14 protein-coding genes are annotated in these 19,536 nt (G+C 44.5%); 4 read left to right on the plus strand and 10 right to left on the minus strand.

Going from position 1 to position 19,536, the window contains the following annotated elements:
- Window positions 1–399 precede the first annotated feature (399 nt).
- Window positions 400–627 carry a hypothetical protein gene (locus B4240_RS03095; protein WP_296236775.1) on the plus strand — a complete coding sequence of 76 codons (228 nt, stop codon included), beginning with the start codon at window positions 400–402 and terminating at the stop codon, window positions 625–627.
- 741 nt (window positions 628–1,368) lie between these two features.
- On the opposite strand, the gene B4240_RS03100 is transcribed toward B4240_RS03095, so the two are convergent.
- The 6 genes from B4240_RS03100 to B4240_RS03125 all read right to left on the minus strand — a co-directional run bounded on the left by B4240_RS03100 (window position 1,369) and on the right by B4240_RS03125 (window position 9,470).
- Window positions 1,369–1,920 carry a hypothetical protein gene (locus tag B4240_RS03100; protein WP_296236776.1) on the minus strand — a complete coding sequence of 184 codons (552 nt, stop codon included), beginning with the start codon at window positions 1,918–1,920 and terminating at the stop codon, window positions 1,369–1,371.
- Window positions 1,921–2,185: 265 nt separating this feature from the next.
- Window positions 2,186–3,073: an SDR family NAD(P)-dependent oxidoreductase gene (locus tag B4240_RS03105; protein WP_296236777.1), complete on the minus strand. Its 888-nt coding sequence runs from the start codon at window positions 3,071–3,073 to the stop codon at window positions 2,186–2,188.
- Window positions 3,074–3,241: 168 nt separating this feature from the next.
- On the minus strand, window positions 3,242–4,273 hold the full coding sequence (gene dusB, locus B4240_RS03110; RefSeq protein ID WP_296236778.1) for a tRNA dihydrouridine synthase DusB: 1,032 nt from the start codon (window positions 4,271–4,273) through the stop codon (window positions 3,242–3,244).
- A 123-nt stretch (window positions 4,274–4,396) separates the two neighbouring features.
- A complete protein-coding gene (locus B4240_RS03115) occupies window positions 4,397–6,442 on the minus strand; it encodes a BCCT family transporter (RefSeq protein ID WP_296236779.1) in 2,046 nt (681 codons plus the stop codon).
- Between the two features lie 253 nt (window positions 6,443–6,695).
- Complete coding sequence (locus tag B4240_RS03120; RefSeq protein WP_296236780.1) at window positions 6,696–8,747, minus strand: BCCT family transporter; 2,052 nt, start codon at window positions 8,745–8,747, stop codon at window positions 6,696–6,698.
- A gap of 285 nt (window positions 8,748–9,032) precedes the next feature.
- Window positions 9,033–9,470: an HIT family protein gene (locus tag B4240_RS03125; RefSeq protein ID WP_296236781.1), complete on the minus strand. Its 438-nt coding sequence runs from the start codon at window positions 9,468–9,470 to the stop codon at window positions 9,033–9,035.
- A 267-nt stretch (window positions 9,471–9,737) separates the two neighbouring features.
- Between B4240_RS03125 and B4240_RS03130 the strand changes: the two genes are divergently transcribed.
- The 3 genes from B4240_RS03130 to B4240_RS03140 all read left to right on the plus strand — a co-directional run bounded on the left by B4240_RS03130 (window position 9,738) and on the right by B4240_RS03140 (window position 14,050).
- Window positions 9,738–10,493, plus strand: a complete 756-nt coding sequence (locus B4240_RS03130) for a hypothetical protein (RefSeq protein WP_296236782.1) — start codon at window positions 9,738–9,740, stop codon at window positions 10,491–10,493.
- 179 nt (window positions 10,494–10,672) lie between these two features.
- Window positions 10,673–12,583, plus strand: a complete 1,911-nt coding sequence (ilvD, locus tag B4240_RS03135) for a dihydroxy-acid dehydratase (protein WP_296236783.1) — start codon at window positions 10,673–10,675, stop codon at window positions 12,581–12,583.
- 213 nt (window positions 12,584–12,796) lie between these two features.
- Window positions 12,797–14,050, plus strand: coding sequence for a cation:proton antiporter (locus B4240_RS03140; RefSeq protein WP_296236784.1), 1,254 nt, complete (start codon window positions 12,797–12,799; stop codon window positions 14,048–14,050).
- A 7-nt stretch (window positions 14,051–14,057) separates the two neighbouring features.
- Here the strand turns inward: B4240_RS03140 and B4240_RS03145 are convergent, their stop codons facing one another.
- The 4 genes from B4240_RS03145 to B4240_RS03160 all read right to left on the minus strand — a co-directional run bounded on the left by B4240_RS03145 (window position 14,058) and on the right by B4240_RS03160 (window position 18,890).
- Window positions 14,058–15,491, minus strand: a complete 1,434-nt coding sequence (locus B4240_RS03145; RefSeq protein WP_296236785.1) for a serine hydrolase domain-containing protein — start codon at window positions 15,489–15,491, stop codon at window positions 14,058–14,060.
- A gap of 158 nt (window positions 15,492–15,649) precedes the next feature.
- Complete coding sequence (locus B4240_RS03150) at window positions 15,650–16,177, minus strand: beta-lactamase hydrolase domain-containing protein (protein ID WP_296236786.1); 528 nt, start codon at window positions 16,175–16,177, stop codon at window positions 15,650–15,652.
- 60 nt (window positions 16,178–16,237) lie between these two features.
- Complete coding sequence (locus tag B4240_RS03155) at window positions 16,238–17,155, minus strand: MaoC family dehydratase (protein WP_296236787.1); 918 nt, start codon at window positions 17,153–17,155, stop codon at window positions 16,238–16,240.
- 328 nt (window positions 17,156–17,483) lie between these two features.
- Window positions 17,484–18,890, minus strand: coding sequence for a 3-oxoacyl-ACP reductase (locus tag B4240_RS03160; RefSeq protein ID WP_296236788.1), 1,407 nt, complete (start codon window positions 18,888–18,890; stop codon window positions 17,484–17,486).
- Window positions 18,891–19,536 lie beyond the last annotated feature (646 nt).

Genomic DNA, 19,536 nt, shown 5'->3' on the forward strand with positions numbered 1-19,536 from the left:
ATTACTTTATAACACTTTTAGATGGGATTGACTATAGTTCGATGCCTGTATAGCGCATCGCACTACTTGTTTTAGATATGAACTTAATAACTATAAAATCGACAGCATGGCTCAAGGCTATGCTTTTCCAAAAAAATTGGTATTGATAGAGTTTTATACCCTCTAGTGAGCGTTACCAGTACTAGCCAAAATACAAGAACATCCTACTTCTAAAGAAGATTAGAGCAGTTAGTAACAGTTGTAACCTTTCGTCAAGTTTCATAAAGCTTCGCAAAGCCATAATCCGTTATCATTTCCTTTGTCGACAGAGTAAGGCTACATCAAGACATTTTGTCTGATGGTAAGCGATACATCTTAATTAATAATTCATGCTTGATAAGCATTTGGAAGGAAATGATAATGAAAAAAATAATGATGAGTTCTATTCTAGCTGCTACTGCTTGTTTTGCGATGATTGGTCAAGCAAGTGCCGCACCTGCACCGCATTTTGTAAAACATAAAGTCTCCCATGGACAGCAACATAAGGCCCCTCAGAAAGTGGTCGTTAAGAAAGTTGCAAATAAGAAATTCGTGGCTCAAAACCATAAGCATGCATCTAAAGTGGTGTATGTTCAAAACCGCCGTTAGTTGACGTAATTTTAATCGTGTTATCTGACAAAAAACAGCTCCTAATTAGGAGCTGTTTTTTTGTATCGCAGGTTGTGTTAATAGGAAATTTATCATTAAATCTCTAGGTTCAGTGCTTGTGTTTGTCTTATGTCCTGATCTACTCTTTTGTGTTATTTGTACAGAAAAAACCTTGAAGAACAAGACTGCTATTATCGAAAAAATAAGCTCAGAATACCTGCTTTGCATCTAGTACAGATAGTTCAATGCCTAAGCTTCTTAAAAAATATGTATCATTTTCAGTATAGTAATCATTATTGGTGGCACACTTACCTTTGTAATGACATGGAAAAGCATACATTATTGGAACTAGCTGAGGAATCAGCATCAATTATTACTTAATCCTTGTAAGTTTCTCCCAACAATATATACACCACCCAGTATGAGGGTGTTCAAGTACTGAATTACAACGCTCACAACGCTCACTATGAGGTTCATCAGTTAATTGATTGGTAATATTATTAATCATAGCTAATGCTTTATCTCGGTCTCTGTCATACACAGAAGACTTAAGTGAGCTAAGCAAACGAAGAGTAGCATTAACATCGATATTTCGGTTTTCAGAATTCATTTTACTACCTTCATAATTGTTAGAAGATGCTCGATGCTTGTATAGCGCACCGAACTAGAGTTATTACAAAATCAGTTCAATCGTCAGAAAGTTTTAGGCATTGAAATTGCCCGTCCGATTAAGGTGTGTAATTAATTCCAAGTTATACCGTGTCTTTCTTGTTCTTCTAATGGCATTGTCACATAAAATAATCGAATAATTTGATTAGGCACATCTTCATAGCTGGCTAAATAATCTGTACCAATTTCAATTGGTACATAAATATCTGCATCTTCTTTATCTATTAAAAAATGACCATCCGCATAAAATCCTAAATCGTACTGACTAGATAATTTGTCTAATCTGTCATTAATTCTCAATTCATTGAATAGCGAACCTTTATAATTGTCTGAAACTATGATTCCGTAAAGAATTTTTGTAGGTTTTCCATCAAACTGTAAAACAACATCATTATTCCAGCGACAGGCATAAGCATCAAACTCTTTTCCTAAGCTATTAGTACCTTTGTGATGTATGACATACCATAAGCCTTTAGTATTTGATGGCTTGTTATATTCCTTATTATCAACCAGCTTATGTGGTGCATGTTTAAGAAACTCATCAAAGCTTAATCCAATATCAATGCCTGCGGCACTTTTTAATGGGATAATATCAGCATTTAAATGAGGTATAAATTTTTTCATATTTTAAGCCTTTCGCTATTTTGGTTAATCAATTACCTACTCTCTACTCTAGAGTGAGATGATCAAATCACATTAAGCATCTCAATATGTACACTGTGAAGTACACCACAATGAACAAAGTAACCAAAACCCCTGATCCCATTAACCTATAGCTTAATATTCGAGTCCTCACTAGGGAACCATTATCATTGCTATAAACAGACCTATAACGAAAAAAAGGATACTAAGTACCCTTTTCCTCTATCTAATCAATTAAAACTCTATCCTAATGATGCTCACCCGGTAGAATTCTAGCAAAGGCACGCTGAGCAATGTTTGGTTTTTTATCACTCGTCAGGCCAGCGCGGGTGCTTGGGAAAATACGGTAACCCATTGATTGAATACCAACGTTAATAGCTGGTGCTAGCGAATAAGTCGCTGAGGCAAATTTACCCATATTACTGGCAATACTGTTCGGTTTATGGACAATTGCTTTAGCAACCATCATCGCCGCCTCATCCGGCATCAGCGCAGGCATGTAACGATACAGCTTGGTTGGCTCAATCATCGGCGTGCGTACCAATGGCATAAAAATATTGGTGATTGTAATATTGTCACCTTTTACTTCAGCGGCGAGGCAACGGCTAAAAGCGTCCAATGCCGATTTTGAGGCGACATAGGCGGCAAAACGTGGACTGTTCGCCAGTACGCCAATCGATGAGATATTCACAATTTGACCAGACTGGCGTTCAATCATCGTGGGTAAAAAGCCAAGAACGATTTTCACGGCGCCAAAGTAATTGATATCCATGGTACGCTCAAAATCATGGAAGCGGTCGATCGACTCGTGAACCGAGCGACGAATCGAGCGACCCGCGTTATTGACCAAGACATCAACATGACCAAAATCTGCCAAAATTTGCGTGCTGACACTTTCAATAGCATCCATATTGGTCAAATCACATGGATAATAACTGGCCTTGCCGCCAAGTGCCTCGATACTCTCTTTAACGGCTTTTAGTTTGTCTTCGGTACGCGCTAATAAGATAACATGAGCGCCGCATTCGCTGAGTAGAAACGCCGTACGCTCGCCAATACCGCTTGATGCGCCCGTGATAACAATGTGCTTATCTTTGACCACTTTGCTGATCGCTTTCTTTGAGGGATTGGCCATAAAGAATCCTTTTTATAAATGTTATTCCCACTAATAATTGCTTAAAGCATAGCAAATATCGGTGGATTAAAGTCAACAAATAAGCCGTAATATGCCTTTAATTTGGTGAATATTGGCAGTCAAAGGTTTATTAGCAAACTTAGTGCTTAGACTGGCAGTTTTTGGGCGTTATTCATGAGCGTGCAAAAAGTCTTCAACCACACGAAACTGCCCAGCGGTGCTCTCTTCACCATACATCGCTTGGCGAAAGGCGTTGGAATTGGGAATGCCCGTGGTATACCAAGCAATGTGCTTGCGCGCGATTCGGCAGCCTGAATATTCGCCATAAAATTCATACAGCTCTTGCAAGTGCGCCAACACAATCTCTTTTATCTCACCAACGCTTGGCGGCGCAAGCATGTCTCCTGAACGCAAAAAATTCTCAATATCACGAAATATCCACGGCTGCCCTTGCGCCGCCCGCCCTATCATCACCGCATCACAGCCCGTTAGCTCATAGACACGCTGGGCTTTTTGCGCACTATCGATATCACCATTGGCAATCACGGGAATACTGATGCTTTCTTTTACCTCACGGATTAGCTCGTAACGCGCCTCGCCGGTATACATATCCTCGCGCGTTCGGCCGTGAATGGCAATCGCCGCAATACCCGCCTGCTCAGCGCGCTTGGCCACGCGCAAAATATTCTCACGGCCATTCTCAAACCCCAAGCGCGTTTTTAACGTCACAGGCGCATCGACGGCTCCCACCGCGGCATCGAGGAGACGCGCCACCAAATCTTCATCTTGCAGCAGCGCAGACCCTGCCAGCTTACGGCAGACTTTTTTGGCAGGGCAGCCCATGTTGATATCAATGATTTGTGCGCCATTATCAATCTGATAGCGGGCGGCTTCTGCCAACTTATCAGGCTCTGCACCTGCTATTTGGGCAGAAATAGGCGCTATTTCGTTATCAAAATTGGCACGGTAGAGCGATTTTTTGCGTGCATAAAGGGCGGTGTCAGCGATGATCATCTCACTGACCGCGTGCCCTGCGCCAAACGACTTACACAATCGGCGAAAAGGATTGTCGGTGACGCCTGCCATTGGTGCGACCATCAGACGGTTTTCAATCGTCAAGCCGCCAATCACCAAGGGCTGCAATAAAGGATGGTCAGATACTTGCGACGACGAAGGTAACACTGGAGAATCAATAGACATAAATGACGGCTTGTTGTTAATTGCAATAAGTCAAGGAAAACAAGCCGTTATTCTAAGGATTCGTACGCATATTGCAAGTTATTCAGTTAATCATTTACGCAGCAATCGCCAATAGTAAAGCAATTATTTATCAAATACACTGCCCTGCTCTAAGGTGATATCGTCATCGTGAGCTTGCATACGCCACGGTAAAATATTGGGCGAGACATTGATAAAGTGCAGATATCTTTCAAACTGATCAACAATGTCGTTAATGACGGACTCTGGCTGATAGCCATATAAATCATAAGTTTGACCGCCGCGGCGCAAGTAAACCTCCGCCCGATAGTGGTGCGCTTGTGGCAGTTGATTTGCCATCTCTTCAGTATAATACTCAGGAAGCTCGTACGCTGATAAGCGCACTTCGTACCAAAACTCAACATTCTCACCGCCGCGCAATTCAAACACCACGCGCTCATTCACTTCATCATAGTTCACTTCAGGCAACCAGCCCGTCTCACTAAACTTTTCGGCCACTTCATGCATGGACGCTAAGACCGTACCTTTGATATAACCAAGCACTTTCTCGCGCGTTGGCTGCTGGGTCATATAATCAATACGGTCACGCCAAGCGTCTAGTTTTAGCAGATGCGGCGGCAAATGATTGTCATTGGCCAAACTTTCATTGCGATGACCCTCAATACGCAGCGCCCGCCACATACCAAACATGGCTAGCATCATGATAATCGCAAATGGTAAGGCACTGACAATAGCTGCTGTTTGCAAGGCGGTCAGCCCCCCTGCCAATAATAGTGCCGATGCGACCGCCCCTTCTGTCACTACCCAAAACGAGCGCTGCCACCATGGCGTATCGCTACGGCCACCCGCGGCGAGCGAGTCAATAACCAGTGAGCCGGAATCCGATGACGTCACAAAAAAAGTAATAATCAGCAATACCGCCAGCGACGACACGATTTGCGTCAAAGGTAGGTTTTCCAATAATTTAAATAAAGCAATCGCTTGGTTGTCTTGCACATCGCCAATCAATGATTGATAACCATCAACCATAATCATGTGCAGAGCGGTGTCGCCAAAGACCGCAAACCAGAAAAAAGTAAAAATCGTCGGTACGAGCATCACCCCCATGATGAATTCACGAATGGTGCGGCCACGGCTGATTTTAGCAATAAACAGTCCCACAAAAGGCGCCCAAGAAATCGTCCACGCAAAGATAAACAAGGTCCAGTTACCAATCCAATCGCTTGCTTGATACGCTTGTAAGCTAAAGGTGCGTTCAATGATATTACCGAGATAACTGCCCGTATTTTCCATAAAAGCATTGAGAATAAACACCGTCGGGCCAACGATAAATACGAACAACATCAGCGCTGTGGCGATGCCCATATTTAAAATAGATAACCGCTTTACGCCTTTGTCCATGCCAGCCAGTACTGATATCAATGCAGCGCCCGTTATCAATACAATCGCAATCACTTGAACGTTACTATTTACGGGAATGATATTGGGTAATAAATAATTCAATCCGGCATTGATTTGCGATACAGAAATACCTAAGCTGGTAGCCAAACCAAACAAAGTCCCCAAAATAGCAAATACATCGACGGCATGACCGATGGGGCCATAGATTTTGTCGCCGATTAGCGGATATAACGTCGAGCGCATGGACAGCGGCAAACCGTGACGAAAAGCAAAGTAAGCCAATGTTAAAGCGACCACCGCATTAATGGCCCAAATATGAAAACCCCAGTGAAAATAAGCAATCTGCATCGCCTCTTTTGCCGCTGCAATCGTTTGCGGCTCGGATAACGGCGGGGTGGCAAAGTGTATAACTGGCTCAGCGACGCCGTAAAATAGCAGAGCAATGCCATAGCCTGCCGAAAACAGCATGGCAAACCATTCTAAAAACTTATATTCAGGCTCCGCATGGTCAGGACCTAGCTTAATATTGCCATAAGGCGAGAAGGCAATAGCCACCACAAACAACAAAAACGATGCGGTCGCCAGCATATAAAACCAGCCAAACTTTTGAGTGGTAAAGCTCAATACTTCGCCAAATAACGCGCCAGCCGCCTCTGGGTTGATAGAGGTTCCAACCACCAGCAGTAACATGATGACCGCAGTTGGTATAAATACTGGTAGTAAAATGGTGGAACGCGATAATTTACTCATAAAAATTTCTCAATAAAATCATAACTTTAGATAGATATATCACATTGCTATATAGCATTTATTTTTTCAAACGAATTTTTTAAATAACACAAACATCGGCAAGACGCAGATTTATCTACACTGATAAAAACGTCACCGCTAAACAAACAACACCGATACACAAACAACTTCGATTACTGCCAAAAACGCTTATTGTCAAAAAAAGGCAACGTCTTAGCTGCCTTTTTCTACTTTCTATTAAATGCTGATTGGTTTATTTATCAAACACACTGCCCTGCTCCAACGTAATATCGTCATCGTGTGCTTGCATACGCCATGGCAGGATATCGGGCGAGACATTGACAAAGTGCAGGTATTTTTCAAACTGATCGATAATGTCATTGATGACCGAAGCCGACTGATAACCATATAAATCATAGGTTTGACCGCCGCGGCGTAAGTAAACCTCAGCACGGTAATGGTGTTCTTGCGGCAGTTTTTCCGCCATATCTTCGGTATAGTAGTCAGGTAGCTCGTTTTCTGATAAGCGCACTTCGTACCAAAATTCAACATTGTCGCCGCCACTTCTTAACTCAAGCACGACGCGCTCATTTAGCTCATCATAGTTTACTTCTGGCAACCAGCCCGTCTCACTAAACTTTTCTGCCACTTCTTGCATAGACGATAAAACGGTGCCTTTGATATAACCCAGTACTTTTTCGCGCGTTGGCTGCTGAGTCATATAATCAATACGGTCACGCCAAGCGTCCAGTTTTAACAGGTGCGGCGGCAGGTGATTGTCATTGGCCAAACTCTCATTGCGATGGCCCTCAATCCGCAGCGCACGCCACATACCAAATATCGAAGCTAAAATAATAATGGCAAACGGTAAGGCACTGACAATGGCCGCTGTTTGCAAGGCAGTCAGACCACCTGCGATAAGCAAGGCTGCCGCAACCGCCCCTTCGGTCACTACCCAAAACGTGCGCTGCCACCAAGGCGTATCGCTTCGGCCGCCCGCGGCAAGCGAATCAATAACCAGCGAGCCTGAATCCGATGAGGTCACAAAAAAGGTAATAATCAATAATACGGTCAATGAGGAGACGATTTGGGTAAATGGCAAGCGCTCTAATAATTTAAATAAAGCAATCGCTTGGTCATTTTGCACCTCAGTAATCAGCGCCTCATAACCCTCGACCATAATCATATGCAGCGCGGTATCGCCAAATACCGAAAACCAAAAGAAGGTAAATATGGTTGGTACGAGCATCACGCCCAGTACAAACTCACGAATGGTACGACCGCGGCTGATTTTGGCAATAAACAAACCAACGAAAGGCGCCCATGCAATCGTCCATGCAAAGATAAACAGCGTCCAGCTGCCAATCCAATCACTCGATTGATAAGCCTGTAAGCTAAAGGTACGCTCAACGATATTGCCCAGATAGCTGCCGGTATTTTCCATAAAAGCATTTAAGATAAATATCGTCGGCCCTACCACGAACACAAAAAGCATCAAGGCCGTGGCTAAAACCATATTTAAAATAGACAGCCGTTTTACGCCTTTATCCATACCCGCCAGCACTGACACCAACGCCGCCGCGGTGACCAAGGCAATGACAATCACTTGAACCGTCGTACTAACCGGTATCATCTCGGGCAATAAATAATTTAAACCCGCGTTAATCTGCGCCACCGATAGGCCCAAACTGGTGGCGATACCAAACATTGTGCCCACAATGGCAAACACATCAACGGTATGGCCGATGGGGCCATGGATTTTGTCACCGATGATTGGATATAGCGTCGAGCGTACCGACAGCGGCAAACCGTGGCGAAAGGAAAAATACGCCAGCGATAAACCTACGACGCCATAGATGGCCCATATATGAAAGCCCCAGTGAAAATAAGCAATTTGCATGGCTTCTTTTGCAGCGGCAATCGTCTGCGGCTCTGATAATGGTGGACTGGCAAAATGAGTGACTGGCTCAGCGACCCCGTAAAATAGCAGGGCAATTCCATAGCCGGCTGAAAATAGCATCGCAAACCATTCAAGAAATTTATACTCAGCTTCTGCATGGTCAGGACCTAGCTTAATACTGCCGTAAGACGAAAATGCCAAGGCAACAATAAATACAAGAAAGATGGCGACTGCCAACATATAAAACCAACCGAAAGTCTCGGTAATAAAAGCCAGCACAGTGCTAAACAATGCGCCAGCAGCGGCAGGATTGACAGCAGTGCCGATAACCAACAGCAGCATAATGACCGCTGCGGGTACAAATACCGGCAGCAGAATAGTGGATTTGGATGAGTGGTGCTTCATAAAGGGAGTCTCATAATAGTGAGAAAAATGCCAACAAGTTTTCAAAGCATGCCAATAAAAAATAGCGTAATAAAAGGCATGTAAATAATAAGATGACTGATTTTTATCACATTAATGGCGCAAACCCTAGAATCTTGTTTAAGACGTAACATTACTTTAACGCTTGTTACACCACCATTACCTAAAAACAAAAAAGGCAACTTGTTAGCTGCCTTTTTTATTACTATAAGAAAAATGAATTATTACTTCTTCCTTCATTAAAAAAACTCAATTTTAATGGTTACTTTAAGCATCAATCAGCGCCGCTAACTGCTTGGCTTGCTCTGCCAACTCCTTTTGATCGGCCATTTCGACAGCATGTTTGCCAAGCTCATGGATATTAGAGGGAATGAGATGAAGATGATAATGAAAAACGGTTTGTCCTGCTTCTGAGCCATTTAACTGCATCTGAATAATGCCTTCTCGCTCAAATACTTGGCGCTGCGCTTGCATGACTTTTTTGGCAGTCATGAGGACAGCTGCTGCATATTCGGGTTCCAAATCTTCTAAATCACAAGTTTTTTGTTTAGGAATGACGAGAACATGACCTTTTGCTTGCGGCATGATATCCATAAAGGCAAGGGTTTTGTCGTCTTCAAAAACCTTATGATAAGGAATGTCCCCGTTAAGCATTTTGGCAAAAATATTATTGTCATCGTATTTGGTTTGTTTGTCTTGACTCATTTTTATTCCTTAATCAGTTATTAATAATCGGTTATCAGTAATGGTTTAACGGTATTAAAGGATAAGGGTAACAATCTCAGCAAATATAGTGGACGAAATATTGGCTAAGTACAAGTGGCGATAAATTACCCAGCCAATTGCAGTCTTACTTCAACTACGTAATCTTAACTCAACTATAAAGCAATCTATAAGCGTCACGATTAATTTATTGGCGAGCCATGCGCTTTAAATGTTATATTAATCCTCTATTTTAATCACCCTAGGTTTATGGATTTGACTGCCTTGCCAACTCAATTATCAAACAATACTGAGGCTCATAGAGAGCCAACTTATGACGCTATGAATAACACTGTGGTTAATGAAACGCTCGGAGATAGCGTCCCGTCACCCATTGAGCCAAATGCCATTATCTTAGCGGAAGCATTGACCGATAAGGCGATCAGTTGGCGTATCCATAATTGTAAAATCAGTAAAAAAACCATCACGCAAGATATGCCGCTGCCATTTTTATATCATTACGACAGTTTGGATGACAGCATTAAAGAGACTTACCCATTAACACCTGCTCTACTTGCGCAGTTTAATACCCCAATGACGGCGGATGAGGCAGCAAAACTTATTGGTATTGATAAGGCGCTGATAACCAACCCTTGGCATGTAAAAGTAATTGGCTCACTGGTAGTATTTAGCGAAGCGCTGCAATTGGCGGTACGTTTGCATTGGACCAATACTGGCAAAGACACCCAGCAAATTTATACCAAAGATGAGGCGGATGCGCTCATTGCAGCGTTTAAAGACTGGCAGTTTTTTGGCCGTATTGATGTGCTTTATAAGAATACCAAACAAACACTTATCAGTATTGATGAACAAGCTGAAAACGAGAAACAAATACTGACGATTGCTGCTAGCGCTGACTATCAATGCTTGCCAGCAGCCCATGCTTTGGCGGTCATTGCTAAACTAGAAGCTGATAAAAGCGAGCTGCCTTGGTTTGAGAGCGCTATTTTAGAGCGTCTTGCTTAAATATTGACCCTCAAGTTTTCATGATTCTTGGTTAATGATTTTTAGTTACTCATATCTAATGGTATGGTAATGACTTAGTATTATTCACTAGTACTCACTTGGCATAAAAAGCACACTATCAGTATGACAGCGGATGCTGCACACGTTCATAAATCTCGCTTATTTGTAAGGAATATCACATGGATTATCGCTCAAAAACTTCTACTGGCGGTCGTAATATGGCAGGCGCACGTGCCCTATGGCGTGCAACCGGCATGACGGATGGCGACTTTGGCAAACCGATTATTGCGATTGCCAACTCCTTTACGCAGTTTGTGCCGGGCCATGTGCATCTAAAAGATTTGGGGCAATTGGTTGCGCGTGAGATTGAAAAAGCGGGCGGCGTGGCAAAAGAGTTTAATACCATTGCGGTCGATGATGGTATTGCTATGGGTCATAGTGGGATGTTGTATTCCCTGCCAAGCCGTGATTTGATTGCGGATTCGGTCGAATACATGGTCAATGCGCATTGCGCCGATGCGCTAGTTTGTATTTCTAACTGCGATAAAATCACCCCCGGTATGCTCATGGCAGCCATGCGCCTAAACATCCCCGTTGTCTTCGTCTCAGGCGGCCCTATGGAAGCGGGCAAGGTTATCGCTAGCACCGTTGCTCACAGCCATAACAACGATGGTGGTAGCGACGTCCATGCGACCGACAGTAAAGGCAATGCCATTCGTAAGCTCGACTTGGTCGATGCGATGATGGATGCTGCTGATGACAGCATTAGCGATGAAGACGTGTTAGCCATTGAAAGCTCAGCCTGCCCAACTTGCGGCTCATGCTCTGGGATGTTTACCGCCAACTCGATGAACTGTTTGACTGAAGCTCTTGGCTTATCATTGCCGGGTAACGGCTCGCTACTAGCAACCCATTCGTTACGCCGCGAGTTGTTCTTAGAAGCAGGTCGCACGATTGTTTCGTTAGCCAAGCGCCGCTACGAGCAAGATGATGACTCCGTATTACCCCGCTCCATCGCCACCAAAGCTGCGTTTGAAAATGCAATGAGCTTAGATATTGCGATGGGCGGCTCAACCAACACCATTTTGCATCTACTGGCTGCAGCTAATGAAGCGGAAGTTGATTTTAAAATGGCCGATATTGACCGCTTAAGCCGCCGCGTGCCTTGCCTATCGAAAGTTGCTCCAGCTACACAGAAATACCATATGGAAGACGTCCACCGTGCAGGCGGCGTGATGGCACTGCTTGCCGAGCTCGACCGTGCTGACTTACTTAGCACCGATGTACCGACTATTCATAGCGCGAGCATGAAAGAAGCCATCGATAAATGGGATATAATGAATCCTGATAATACGGAAGCGCGGGCTCGCTATATCGCAGCGCCTGGTGGCGTGCGGACCACGCAAGCGTTCTCGCAATCAAAAGAATGGTCAAACCTTGACGTCAATCGCGAGTCAGGCTGTATTCGTAGTGCAAAGCATGCTTACTCACAAGACGGTGGCCTTGCGGTACTGTACGGCAACATTGCTGAGCGCGGCTGCGTGGTCAAAACCGCGGGCGTCGATGAAAGTATCCTAGTCTTTACCGGACGCGCGCGTATTTTTGAATCACAAGATGCTGCCGTGGCCGCTGTGCTTGATGACCAAATTGTCGCAGGCGATGTGGTTATCATCCGCTATGAAGGACCAAAGGGCGGCCCTGGCATGCAAGAGATGCTTTATCCAACCACTTATCTTAAGTCAAAAGGCTTGGGTAAAGCGTGCGCACTGCTCACAGACGGCCGCTTCTCTGGGGGCACATCAGGCTTGTCCATCGGTCATGCCAGCCCTGAAGCTGCTGAAGGCGGCGCTATTGGTTTAGTACAAGAGGGCGATACCATTCATATTGATATCCCGAACCGTACCATTAATATGCAGGTCAGCGATGCAGAGCTTGCCGCCCGCCGCGAAGAAATGGAGGCGCGGGGACGTGATGCATGGAAGCCTGTTAGCCGTGAGCGCCATGTCACTCCTGCCCTACGTGCTTATGCAGCGATGACCACCAGCGCCGATACCGGTGCGGTACGTGATGTGAGCCAAGTTGAGCGTTAAGCCAAGCATGTGGCTCATAAGTTTTTAAAGATACATTCTTAAAGTAATACTAAGCCTGCGCTATGCAGGCTTTTTTTCACCAAAAAACAACGCAGACGCCCGTTTGATAACGTTTTTTTGCGGTATTAAAAGGGTTTTACCGTCATTATTAAGAGCGATTAAATTTCCTCTAACTTTGACTTTTAAAACCAATAAATAGCGTGCACCAAACTTATGATTGAAAACTATAATTTATTCTTATTGGTCTGCGGTATTGCCTTTTTATTTGGCGCGCTGTTTCCTATTATTTTTAAACGTACGCCCATCTCGCTGCCGATGTTGCAAGTAAGCTTTGGTTTACTCATGGGCTACTTATGGACCAGTTTGTCTTTTTTAAATCCGATGGATAACGGTTTAATTATCGAAAAGCTGACCGAGATTGTGGTATTGGTCTCACTAGTCGGTGCTGGTATTAAGATTGACACCGAGCTGTCGTGGCAATTATGGCGCCCAACCGTCCGCTTGCTACTTATCACGATGCCGATTGGCATTTTTGCACTGGCAGCATTGGGCTACTATGCTTTTGGTTTGACCCTAGGCGCTGCCATTTTACTTGGCGCTGTACTCGCCCCGACCGACCCTGTATTGGCCTCTAGTATTCAAGTTGGGCCGCCTAACACGGGCGGCGAAGATACCCCGCGCTTTACCTTAACGTCAGAAGCCGGGTTAAATGATGGCTTGGCATTTCCATTCGTCTATCTGGCGATTAAGATAGCGGAAGCCTATAGCGGCGGGCAGCAGTTCACAGGTGCGATGCTGTGGTCATGGTTTACCCATGATGTGCTGTGGAAAATTGGTGCAGGCTTGGTGGTCGGCATTATCGTTGGTAAAGTACTGGCAAAATTGGTCTTTTCAAAATACAGCCACAACACGACTATCTCTCAAGGCTATGTGGTGATCGCCCTCACCTTGCTCGCCTATGGTCTGGCAGAGTACGTGCACAGCTACGGCTTTATTGCGGTATTTGTCGCCGCCTTTGCCTTTCGCCGCTCGGAGCGTGAACACAGCTATCACCAAAAGCTGCACGATTTCGCTGAGCAGTCAGAAGGCTTATTGATGTCATTGGTGCTCGTGGTTTTTGGTATGTTTTTAGGTCAAGGGCTACAAGCGGGCGTTGAGCTGACATGGCGCGTCTATATCGTCAGCTTTACCTTTTTACTGTTAATTCGGCCGATTGGCGGATTTATTGCCCTATCGGGATTAAAACTGCCCTATACTGAAAAATATGCGATTTCCGCCTTAGGGATTCGCGGTATTGGCACCTTATATTATCTGTCTTATGCGCTCAATCAGGGCTTCTTTGATGAGGTAGACGCCGTTAAACTTTGGATTGTCTGCTCAATTGTCATTTTGGCCTCTATCTTTATCCATGGTTTAATTTCCCCAAGGCTGCTTAAGATGACGCCCAATAAGCCGCGCCAAGGATAATTGGTTATTATATTTCAGCATCAATCAAACCCAATACCGCTTCTGTCAACGCAAACTGACGGACGTCATTGAGCATCGTCACATCAAAGTTATGGATAAAGGTAAACGACAATTGCCGCGCAGGATCACACCACGCCACCGAACCGTTATAACCCATGTGCCCAAAACCTTGCGCGCTCATATCGCCAGCTTCGCTGTGACACATACTAAACCTGCGATGATAGCCCAAGCGCCATCTCATTTTTGCTGGCATCACCGCATCCATGCCACTGACTTGCGGGGTTGATAGCTGTTTAAAAGTTGCGTCGTTAATCAGTGTCTGTCCCTGCCATGTGCCGCCGTTGGCTAGCATGGCATAAATAATTGCTAGTGCTTGCGCTGACGCCACGCCATTGGCAGCAGGAATGATGGCTTGTAGCGTCCGCGTGTCGTAATAATCGATGGGTTGTTTATTGGCCAGTACCAGGGCTGATTTATAATTTTTCAGATTCAGCTGACTGTTATTAAAGTATAAGCGGTTAATTGTTGCCGTATCTAAACTCGGTATATGATCTACCGCTTTATCCTCAGCGCCATTCGCTGCGGTAACAGCGACTTGATCGGCAACGGCTTTTTTTTGCCAACAAGCATAGCTTGGTAGAGTTGAATAAATGCGTAGAGTATTTTCAGAGTCCGCCCTTAAAACAGGTTTGCTACGGCGAGGGCGCGCTTGCGGTTGCTGTTGATTGCTCTCTTGCTTTGCTTTCTGCTCTGCTGATGCGAAATATTTAACCAAATGGGCAACGTCATTTACCTTATCGTCTGGCACGCCAAAATAACAGCTGTCTGCAATCCCAAGAGGCTCGGTCAAATAATGCCGCAATGCATCGGCTAACGGCGTATAAGTAACAGCTTCTATTACGCCGCCTAACACCCATCCATAAACCAAGGCGCTATAAGCACTCTCATATAATTTACTGTCTTCAGGAGCTGTCACTGGCATGGCAGCTACTTTTTCTAACATAAGAGGCCAGTCAAGCACCGTGTCGTTATCGACGTCGATACTTTGAATCGAAAACAAGTTGCCCTGATGCGACATGACGCTACGCAAAGTAATCTGCGCCTTTCCATTGACAGCGAAAGCTGGCCAATAATCGGCAATCGGTCGGTCATAGTCGAGCATTTGCCGTGAGACCAATACATGCACCAATGTCGCTAACACCCCTTTCCCCGTTGAAAAATTCAGCGATAAGGTATCAGGACTCCATGATAAATCTGCGCGTGCCAACCCGACACTTGCTTGAGCGATACATTGCCCCGCTTGATAAACCACCAAAGCGCCACCTGCTGGCGCGTCATCAAGCTGTAAATCCGTTAATAGCTGTTGTAATCGTTGCTGAATGACAGGATTGATAGACGTATCGGCGTTTTGATTCTCAGTTTTTTCATTATTATTTTTCATTACTTACTCGCTTTATTTATGCAAAATGGTCTTCATACCCAAAAAATGGCTTATAAAATTTACTCATAAAAAAGGCAACCTATTGGTCGCCTTTTTGTTAAATGTCGCTAATATTTAGCGCTACAGCTTGCCATACATAGTTTATATATGACACCAGTTTAGCGTGGAACCAATAAACGATTATGAACCTCTTCTTCAAGCTTCGTCAAACCATGACTGCGGCCGCGCTCCATTGCAGTATCCATCTTGCGTCCGCGTAGCCAGCCTGCCCGCAGCGCCACAGCTGCGCCAGCGCGATTACCCGTACCACAGTGCATGACGGTTTTTTTACCATGGTACTGACGCAAAATATTATCAAACGCCAATATATTTAGCTGCTTTAAATCATTAGCACCGCTGATCGGCAGCTGCTCATAATGCATGCCCGCGCGCTCTACCGCCGCGCGTTCATCGAAATTTAGCTCGTCATCTGGCTGTAAATTCAGCACCAACTCAACCCCAGCCGCCGCTAACGCCGCTACTTTTTCTTCATCGAGTGCGCCGCATACGATGGTATTGTCATCAGGACGAAAATACGGCTCAACAATACTTTCTAGATTGACACCATTATCTTTAGCAGTAGCTTCATCTATCGTAGCTGAGTTATTGCTCTCAGCTACGCTTGTTGCATCTTCATGTAAAGTCATAATTAGTAATTGGTTCGTAAGATATAAATGTTAAAAACAGCGTTAAAAATGAAACGCAATCTATTGATTTTCGCCTTGCAGCTTAATCACCCCAGCTAAATGCGGCTTGTCATTTTTCGCGCTAAATAGGCCAAACTCGCAAGTATCTGCTGGGCTTGTTAACTGTGCTACCGGCTCAGCGATAAGCTCTACTTCGGCTGGCAAAAAGATAGGCAATTTAAACGATACGTCAACCGTACAAGCATCTGGCAGCTCGTCCATCAATGCTAGGCACTTGGCTTTTGACCACATGCCATGAGCGATGGCTTTTGGAAAACCAAATGCACGTGCCGATAGCGGATGCAGATGGATAAGGTTAAAATCTCCTGAAACAAACGCATAACGACGGCCGATATCTTCTGGTACTTCAAAAATACTGTGCACGCCTTCTTCATTAACTAAAGGCTTAACGGTCACTGGACGCGGTGTACTTTTTTTATTTTTACTGCTGGCAGGTTTTTTGCTACGTGATAAGTAGGTAGACGTACCTTCCCAAATGACCTCATCGTTTGCTTTGACGGTGGTGACAAAGTCAAACTGTTGACCTTGGGCATGGTCACGTAAATTATCAAACTTCACCGCCATGGCAACCGTTTCGCGCTCACCGATAGGACGATACTGCGTCACGCTATTATCCACGTGTACCAAGCCTAACATAGCAAAGGGAAATGGCTCTTTGACCATCATATTCATCTGCAAGGTCTGCGATAACACAGAAAAATAGGTAATGGGCACTTTGCCGTTGTCAGCGAAACCGCAAATCTGACGATAATCCTCAAGATTGCTTTGGTCGATGTGCAATTCGTCTACATAATACGTCGCTTGTGGCAACTGCTCGCGGCTGACCTTATCACTATTACCAATAGGCAATAAACTCTTGACGATATTGGCATAGGTGGTGTGCGCTTTTGGCAACGCATCATAATGTTTGTCTGACATAATAAATCCTAAATGGAGGTTGAGCTAAATGGGGCTTAAGCAAACTTTTTGGCTACATTTAAACTGCTACGCAGTCGTCTGACTGTTTGAGCGTTTGTTAACACAAGCTTTGATTCATACCTGTTTTTATCATAAAAAAGCCACCCTCGGGCAGCTTTATTACAATTTATCAGCAATTTTTTCGTAAGCATATGTGAGGACAATTTAAAAACCTCGTCAATATCGCCTACTTAATACAGGCGCGCTCGATACTATATCGTTATTTATCAAGATAGTTATTTATCGAGCGATATTTTGCCTGTATTTTACCGACTATACATCTAACAAGCTATGCACCCAACAAGCTTTGACCACAAACACGTACGATATTACCGTTTAGACCGCCAGAAGCTGGTGAAGCAAGCCATGCAATGGTTTCAGCCACGTCTATTGGCAAGCCGCCTTGGCTCATTGAGTTCATACGGCGACCGGCTTCACGAATGGCAAACGGAATCGCTTCTGTCATTTGCGTTTCGATAAACCCTGGCGCCACAGCGTTGATGGTCATGCCTTTGTCTTTGTAGCTGTCTTCTAGCTGCTTAGCGGTTGCATTTACCAAACCAATGACGCCAGCTTTCGAAGTGGCATAGTTACTTTGTCCCAAGTTACCAGCGATACCTGAGATAGATGATACGCAGACGATACGAGCATTGTCTTTTAGCACGTCATTGTCCAGCAGGTAACGGTTTAACTTAGCAATACTGCCCAAGTTGATATTGATGACCATATCCCACTTTTTCTCGTCCATTTTTGCCAGTGTCTTATCACGGGTCACTCCAGCATTATGAATAATGGCATCCAAGCCGCCACGCTTTTGCGCCGCTTCTGCAATCTCTTTGCCGGCATCGGCACTGGTAATATCAACAGTTAATACAGAGCCACTGATTTCGCTTGCCACTTTTTGTAAGTCCGCTTGCTGCTGCGGCACATCAAGACAGATAACGTGAGCGCCTTCGCGTGCCAAAACGCGAGCGATTGCTTCACCGATACCGCGACTTGCGCCAGTCACCAGCATGGTTTTACCGCCCAAAGGCTGTGTCCAATCAACCTCAACGTTCGCGCCATTAGTGACACGTACAACTTGTCCTGATACATACGCTGAGCGCGCTGAAGCAAAGAAGCGTAACGTTGAATCTAGATTTTGCTCTGCGCCTTCTGCTACATAGATAAGCTGGGCGGTGATACCGCGCTTAAACTCTTTACCAACAGATTTTACGAAACCTTCAAGCGAGCGCTGCGCCAGTGCCGCCTCAATATCTGTTGAATCTTCTGGTGGACGACCGATCACGATAACGCGACCTGATTTTTCGACGCGGCGCGCCACCGCATGAAAGAACTCATAGACTTGCTTGAGCTCATCAGCATTACTGATATTGCTGGCATCAAACAATAAGACTTTAAATTTATCATCGCCGCCCGTATTGGCTTTTGCTTTCACGCCGGCATCGGCCAGCGCATCTTTTACATCATCGCTGCTATTTACAAACACATCAGCATGCAGGTCTGACAAAATACGCGCGACTGACTCGCTGATGGCGGTATTATCACCATTAGCGCGGCCAACCAACACACTACCGCGTACTGACGGCTGTCCACTATCAAAACGATCAAGCTCTACTGGCATAGGCAAGCCTAGATTTTTTGCTACTTTTCTGCCAATAGTAGACTGCACAAAATCACCATAACGGTCTGACATAATATAATCCTATAGTTAATGAGTAAAACAAAAATCCACGAATAAAATGAAATTAGCGGGCAAATAATAGTAAACAAAAATGCGATAAGCCTATTATAAAGACGTCGCAACCTTAGCACTGATAAAAATTATGAGTATTTAGTAAACGGGGCAAGAACTGCCCTAACTATACACTTCCCTGCAAAACAAGTCCAAAAGCCGCTGCTGTCTATCATAATCTGTAGACAAGCCAGTATACAAGATAGCAACTTTTTCTCGCGTTAAAAATACCCAACTTATGCTAAAATCTAACTTATAAGTTATGGCAAACGCATTTATAGATAACAATATATTATCATAAAGCCCGTTATGCAATGCCATTCATTCATACTAGCCAGTATAATCCGCTAGTGTTGTTGGTTGGTAAGGGTGGTGTTGGCTTAAAAGTAGCGTCACATCGTTTGCTAAAGAGATACAGTAAGGCGGTAAAAAACGTCTTATGCTAAACCTTCTTGTCGTGTACTATGTGGCGTAACAAATGCGGCAACCAAATCCTGCTTAAGTCATGCTATGGCTGACAATCGTTCTGGTATACACTTTTTTAAAATGTTTTAAGCATCTTGCTGTTAAATGCCTTTTTTAAGGTATTCTTCTGTAATGCGTTTTA

Origin of the sequence: Psychrobacter sp. UBA5136, from assembly GCF_002414005.1 — a bacterium.
GTDB lineage: Bacteria > Pseudomonadota > Gammaproteobacteria > Pseudomonadales > Moraxellaceae > Psychrobacter.

Bases quoted from the DNA above. Each gene is read 5' to 3' on its own strand.
- B4240_RS03100 (WP_296236776.1), bottom strand. From the start codon at position 1,920: ATGAAAAAATTTATACCTCATTTAAATGCTGATATTATCCCATTAAAA.
- B4240_RS03145 (WP_296236785.1), bottom strand. From the start codon at position 15,491: ATGAAAAATAATAATGAAAAAACTGAGAATCAAAACGCCGATACGTCT.
- B4240_RS03160 (WP_296236788.1), bottom strand. From the start codon at position 18,890: ATGTCAGACCGTTATGGTGATTTTGTGCAGTCTACTATTGGCAGAAAA.
- B4240_RS03140 (WP_296236784.1), top strand. From the start codon at position 12,797: ATGATTGAAAACTATAATTTATTCTTATTGGTCTGCGGTATTGCCTTT.
- dusB (WP_296236778.1), bottom strand. From the start codon at position 4,273: ATGTCTATTGATTCTCCAGTGTTACCTTCGTCGTCGCAAGTATCTGAC.
- B4240_RS03105 (WP_296236777.1), bottom strand. From the start codon at position 3,073: ATGGCCAATCCCTCAAAGAAAGCGATCAGCAAAGTGGTCAAAGATAAG.
- B4240_RS03155 (WP_296236787.1), bottom strand. From the start codon at position 17,155: ATGTCAGACAAACATTATGATGCGTTGCCAAAAGCGCACACCACCTAT.
- B4240_RS03120 (WP_296236780.1), bottom strand. From the start codon at position 8,747: ATGAAGCACCACTCATCCAAATCCACTATTCTGCTGCCGGTATTTGTA.
- B4240_RS03150 (WP_296236786.1), bottom strand. From the start codon at position 16,177: ATGACTTTACATGAAGATGCAACAAGCGTAGCTGAGAGCAATAACTCA.
- B4240_RS03130 (WP_296236782.1), top strand. From the start codon at position 9,738: ATGGATTTGACTGCCTTGCCAACTCAATTATCAAACAATACTGAGGCT.
- B4240_RS03095 (WP_296236775.1), top strand. From the start codon at position 400: ATGAAAAAAATAATGATGAGTTCTATTCTAGCTGCTACTGCTTGTTTT.
- B4240_RS03125 (WP_296236781.1), bottom strand. From the start codon at position 9,470: ATGAGTCAAGACAAACAAACCAAATACGATGACAATAATATTTTTGCC.
- B4240_RS03115 (WP_296236779.1), bottom strand. From the start codon at position 6,442: ATGAGTAAATTATCGCGTTCCACCATTTTACTACCAGTATTTATACCA.
- ilvD (WP_296236783.1), top strand. From the start codon at position 10,673: ATGGATTATCGCTCAAAAACTTCTACTGGCGGTCGTAATATGGCAGGC.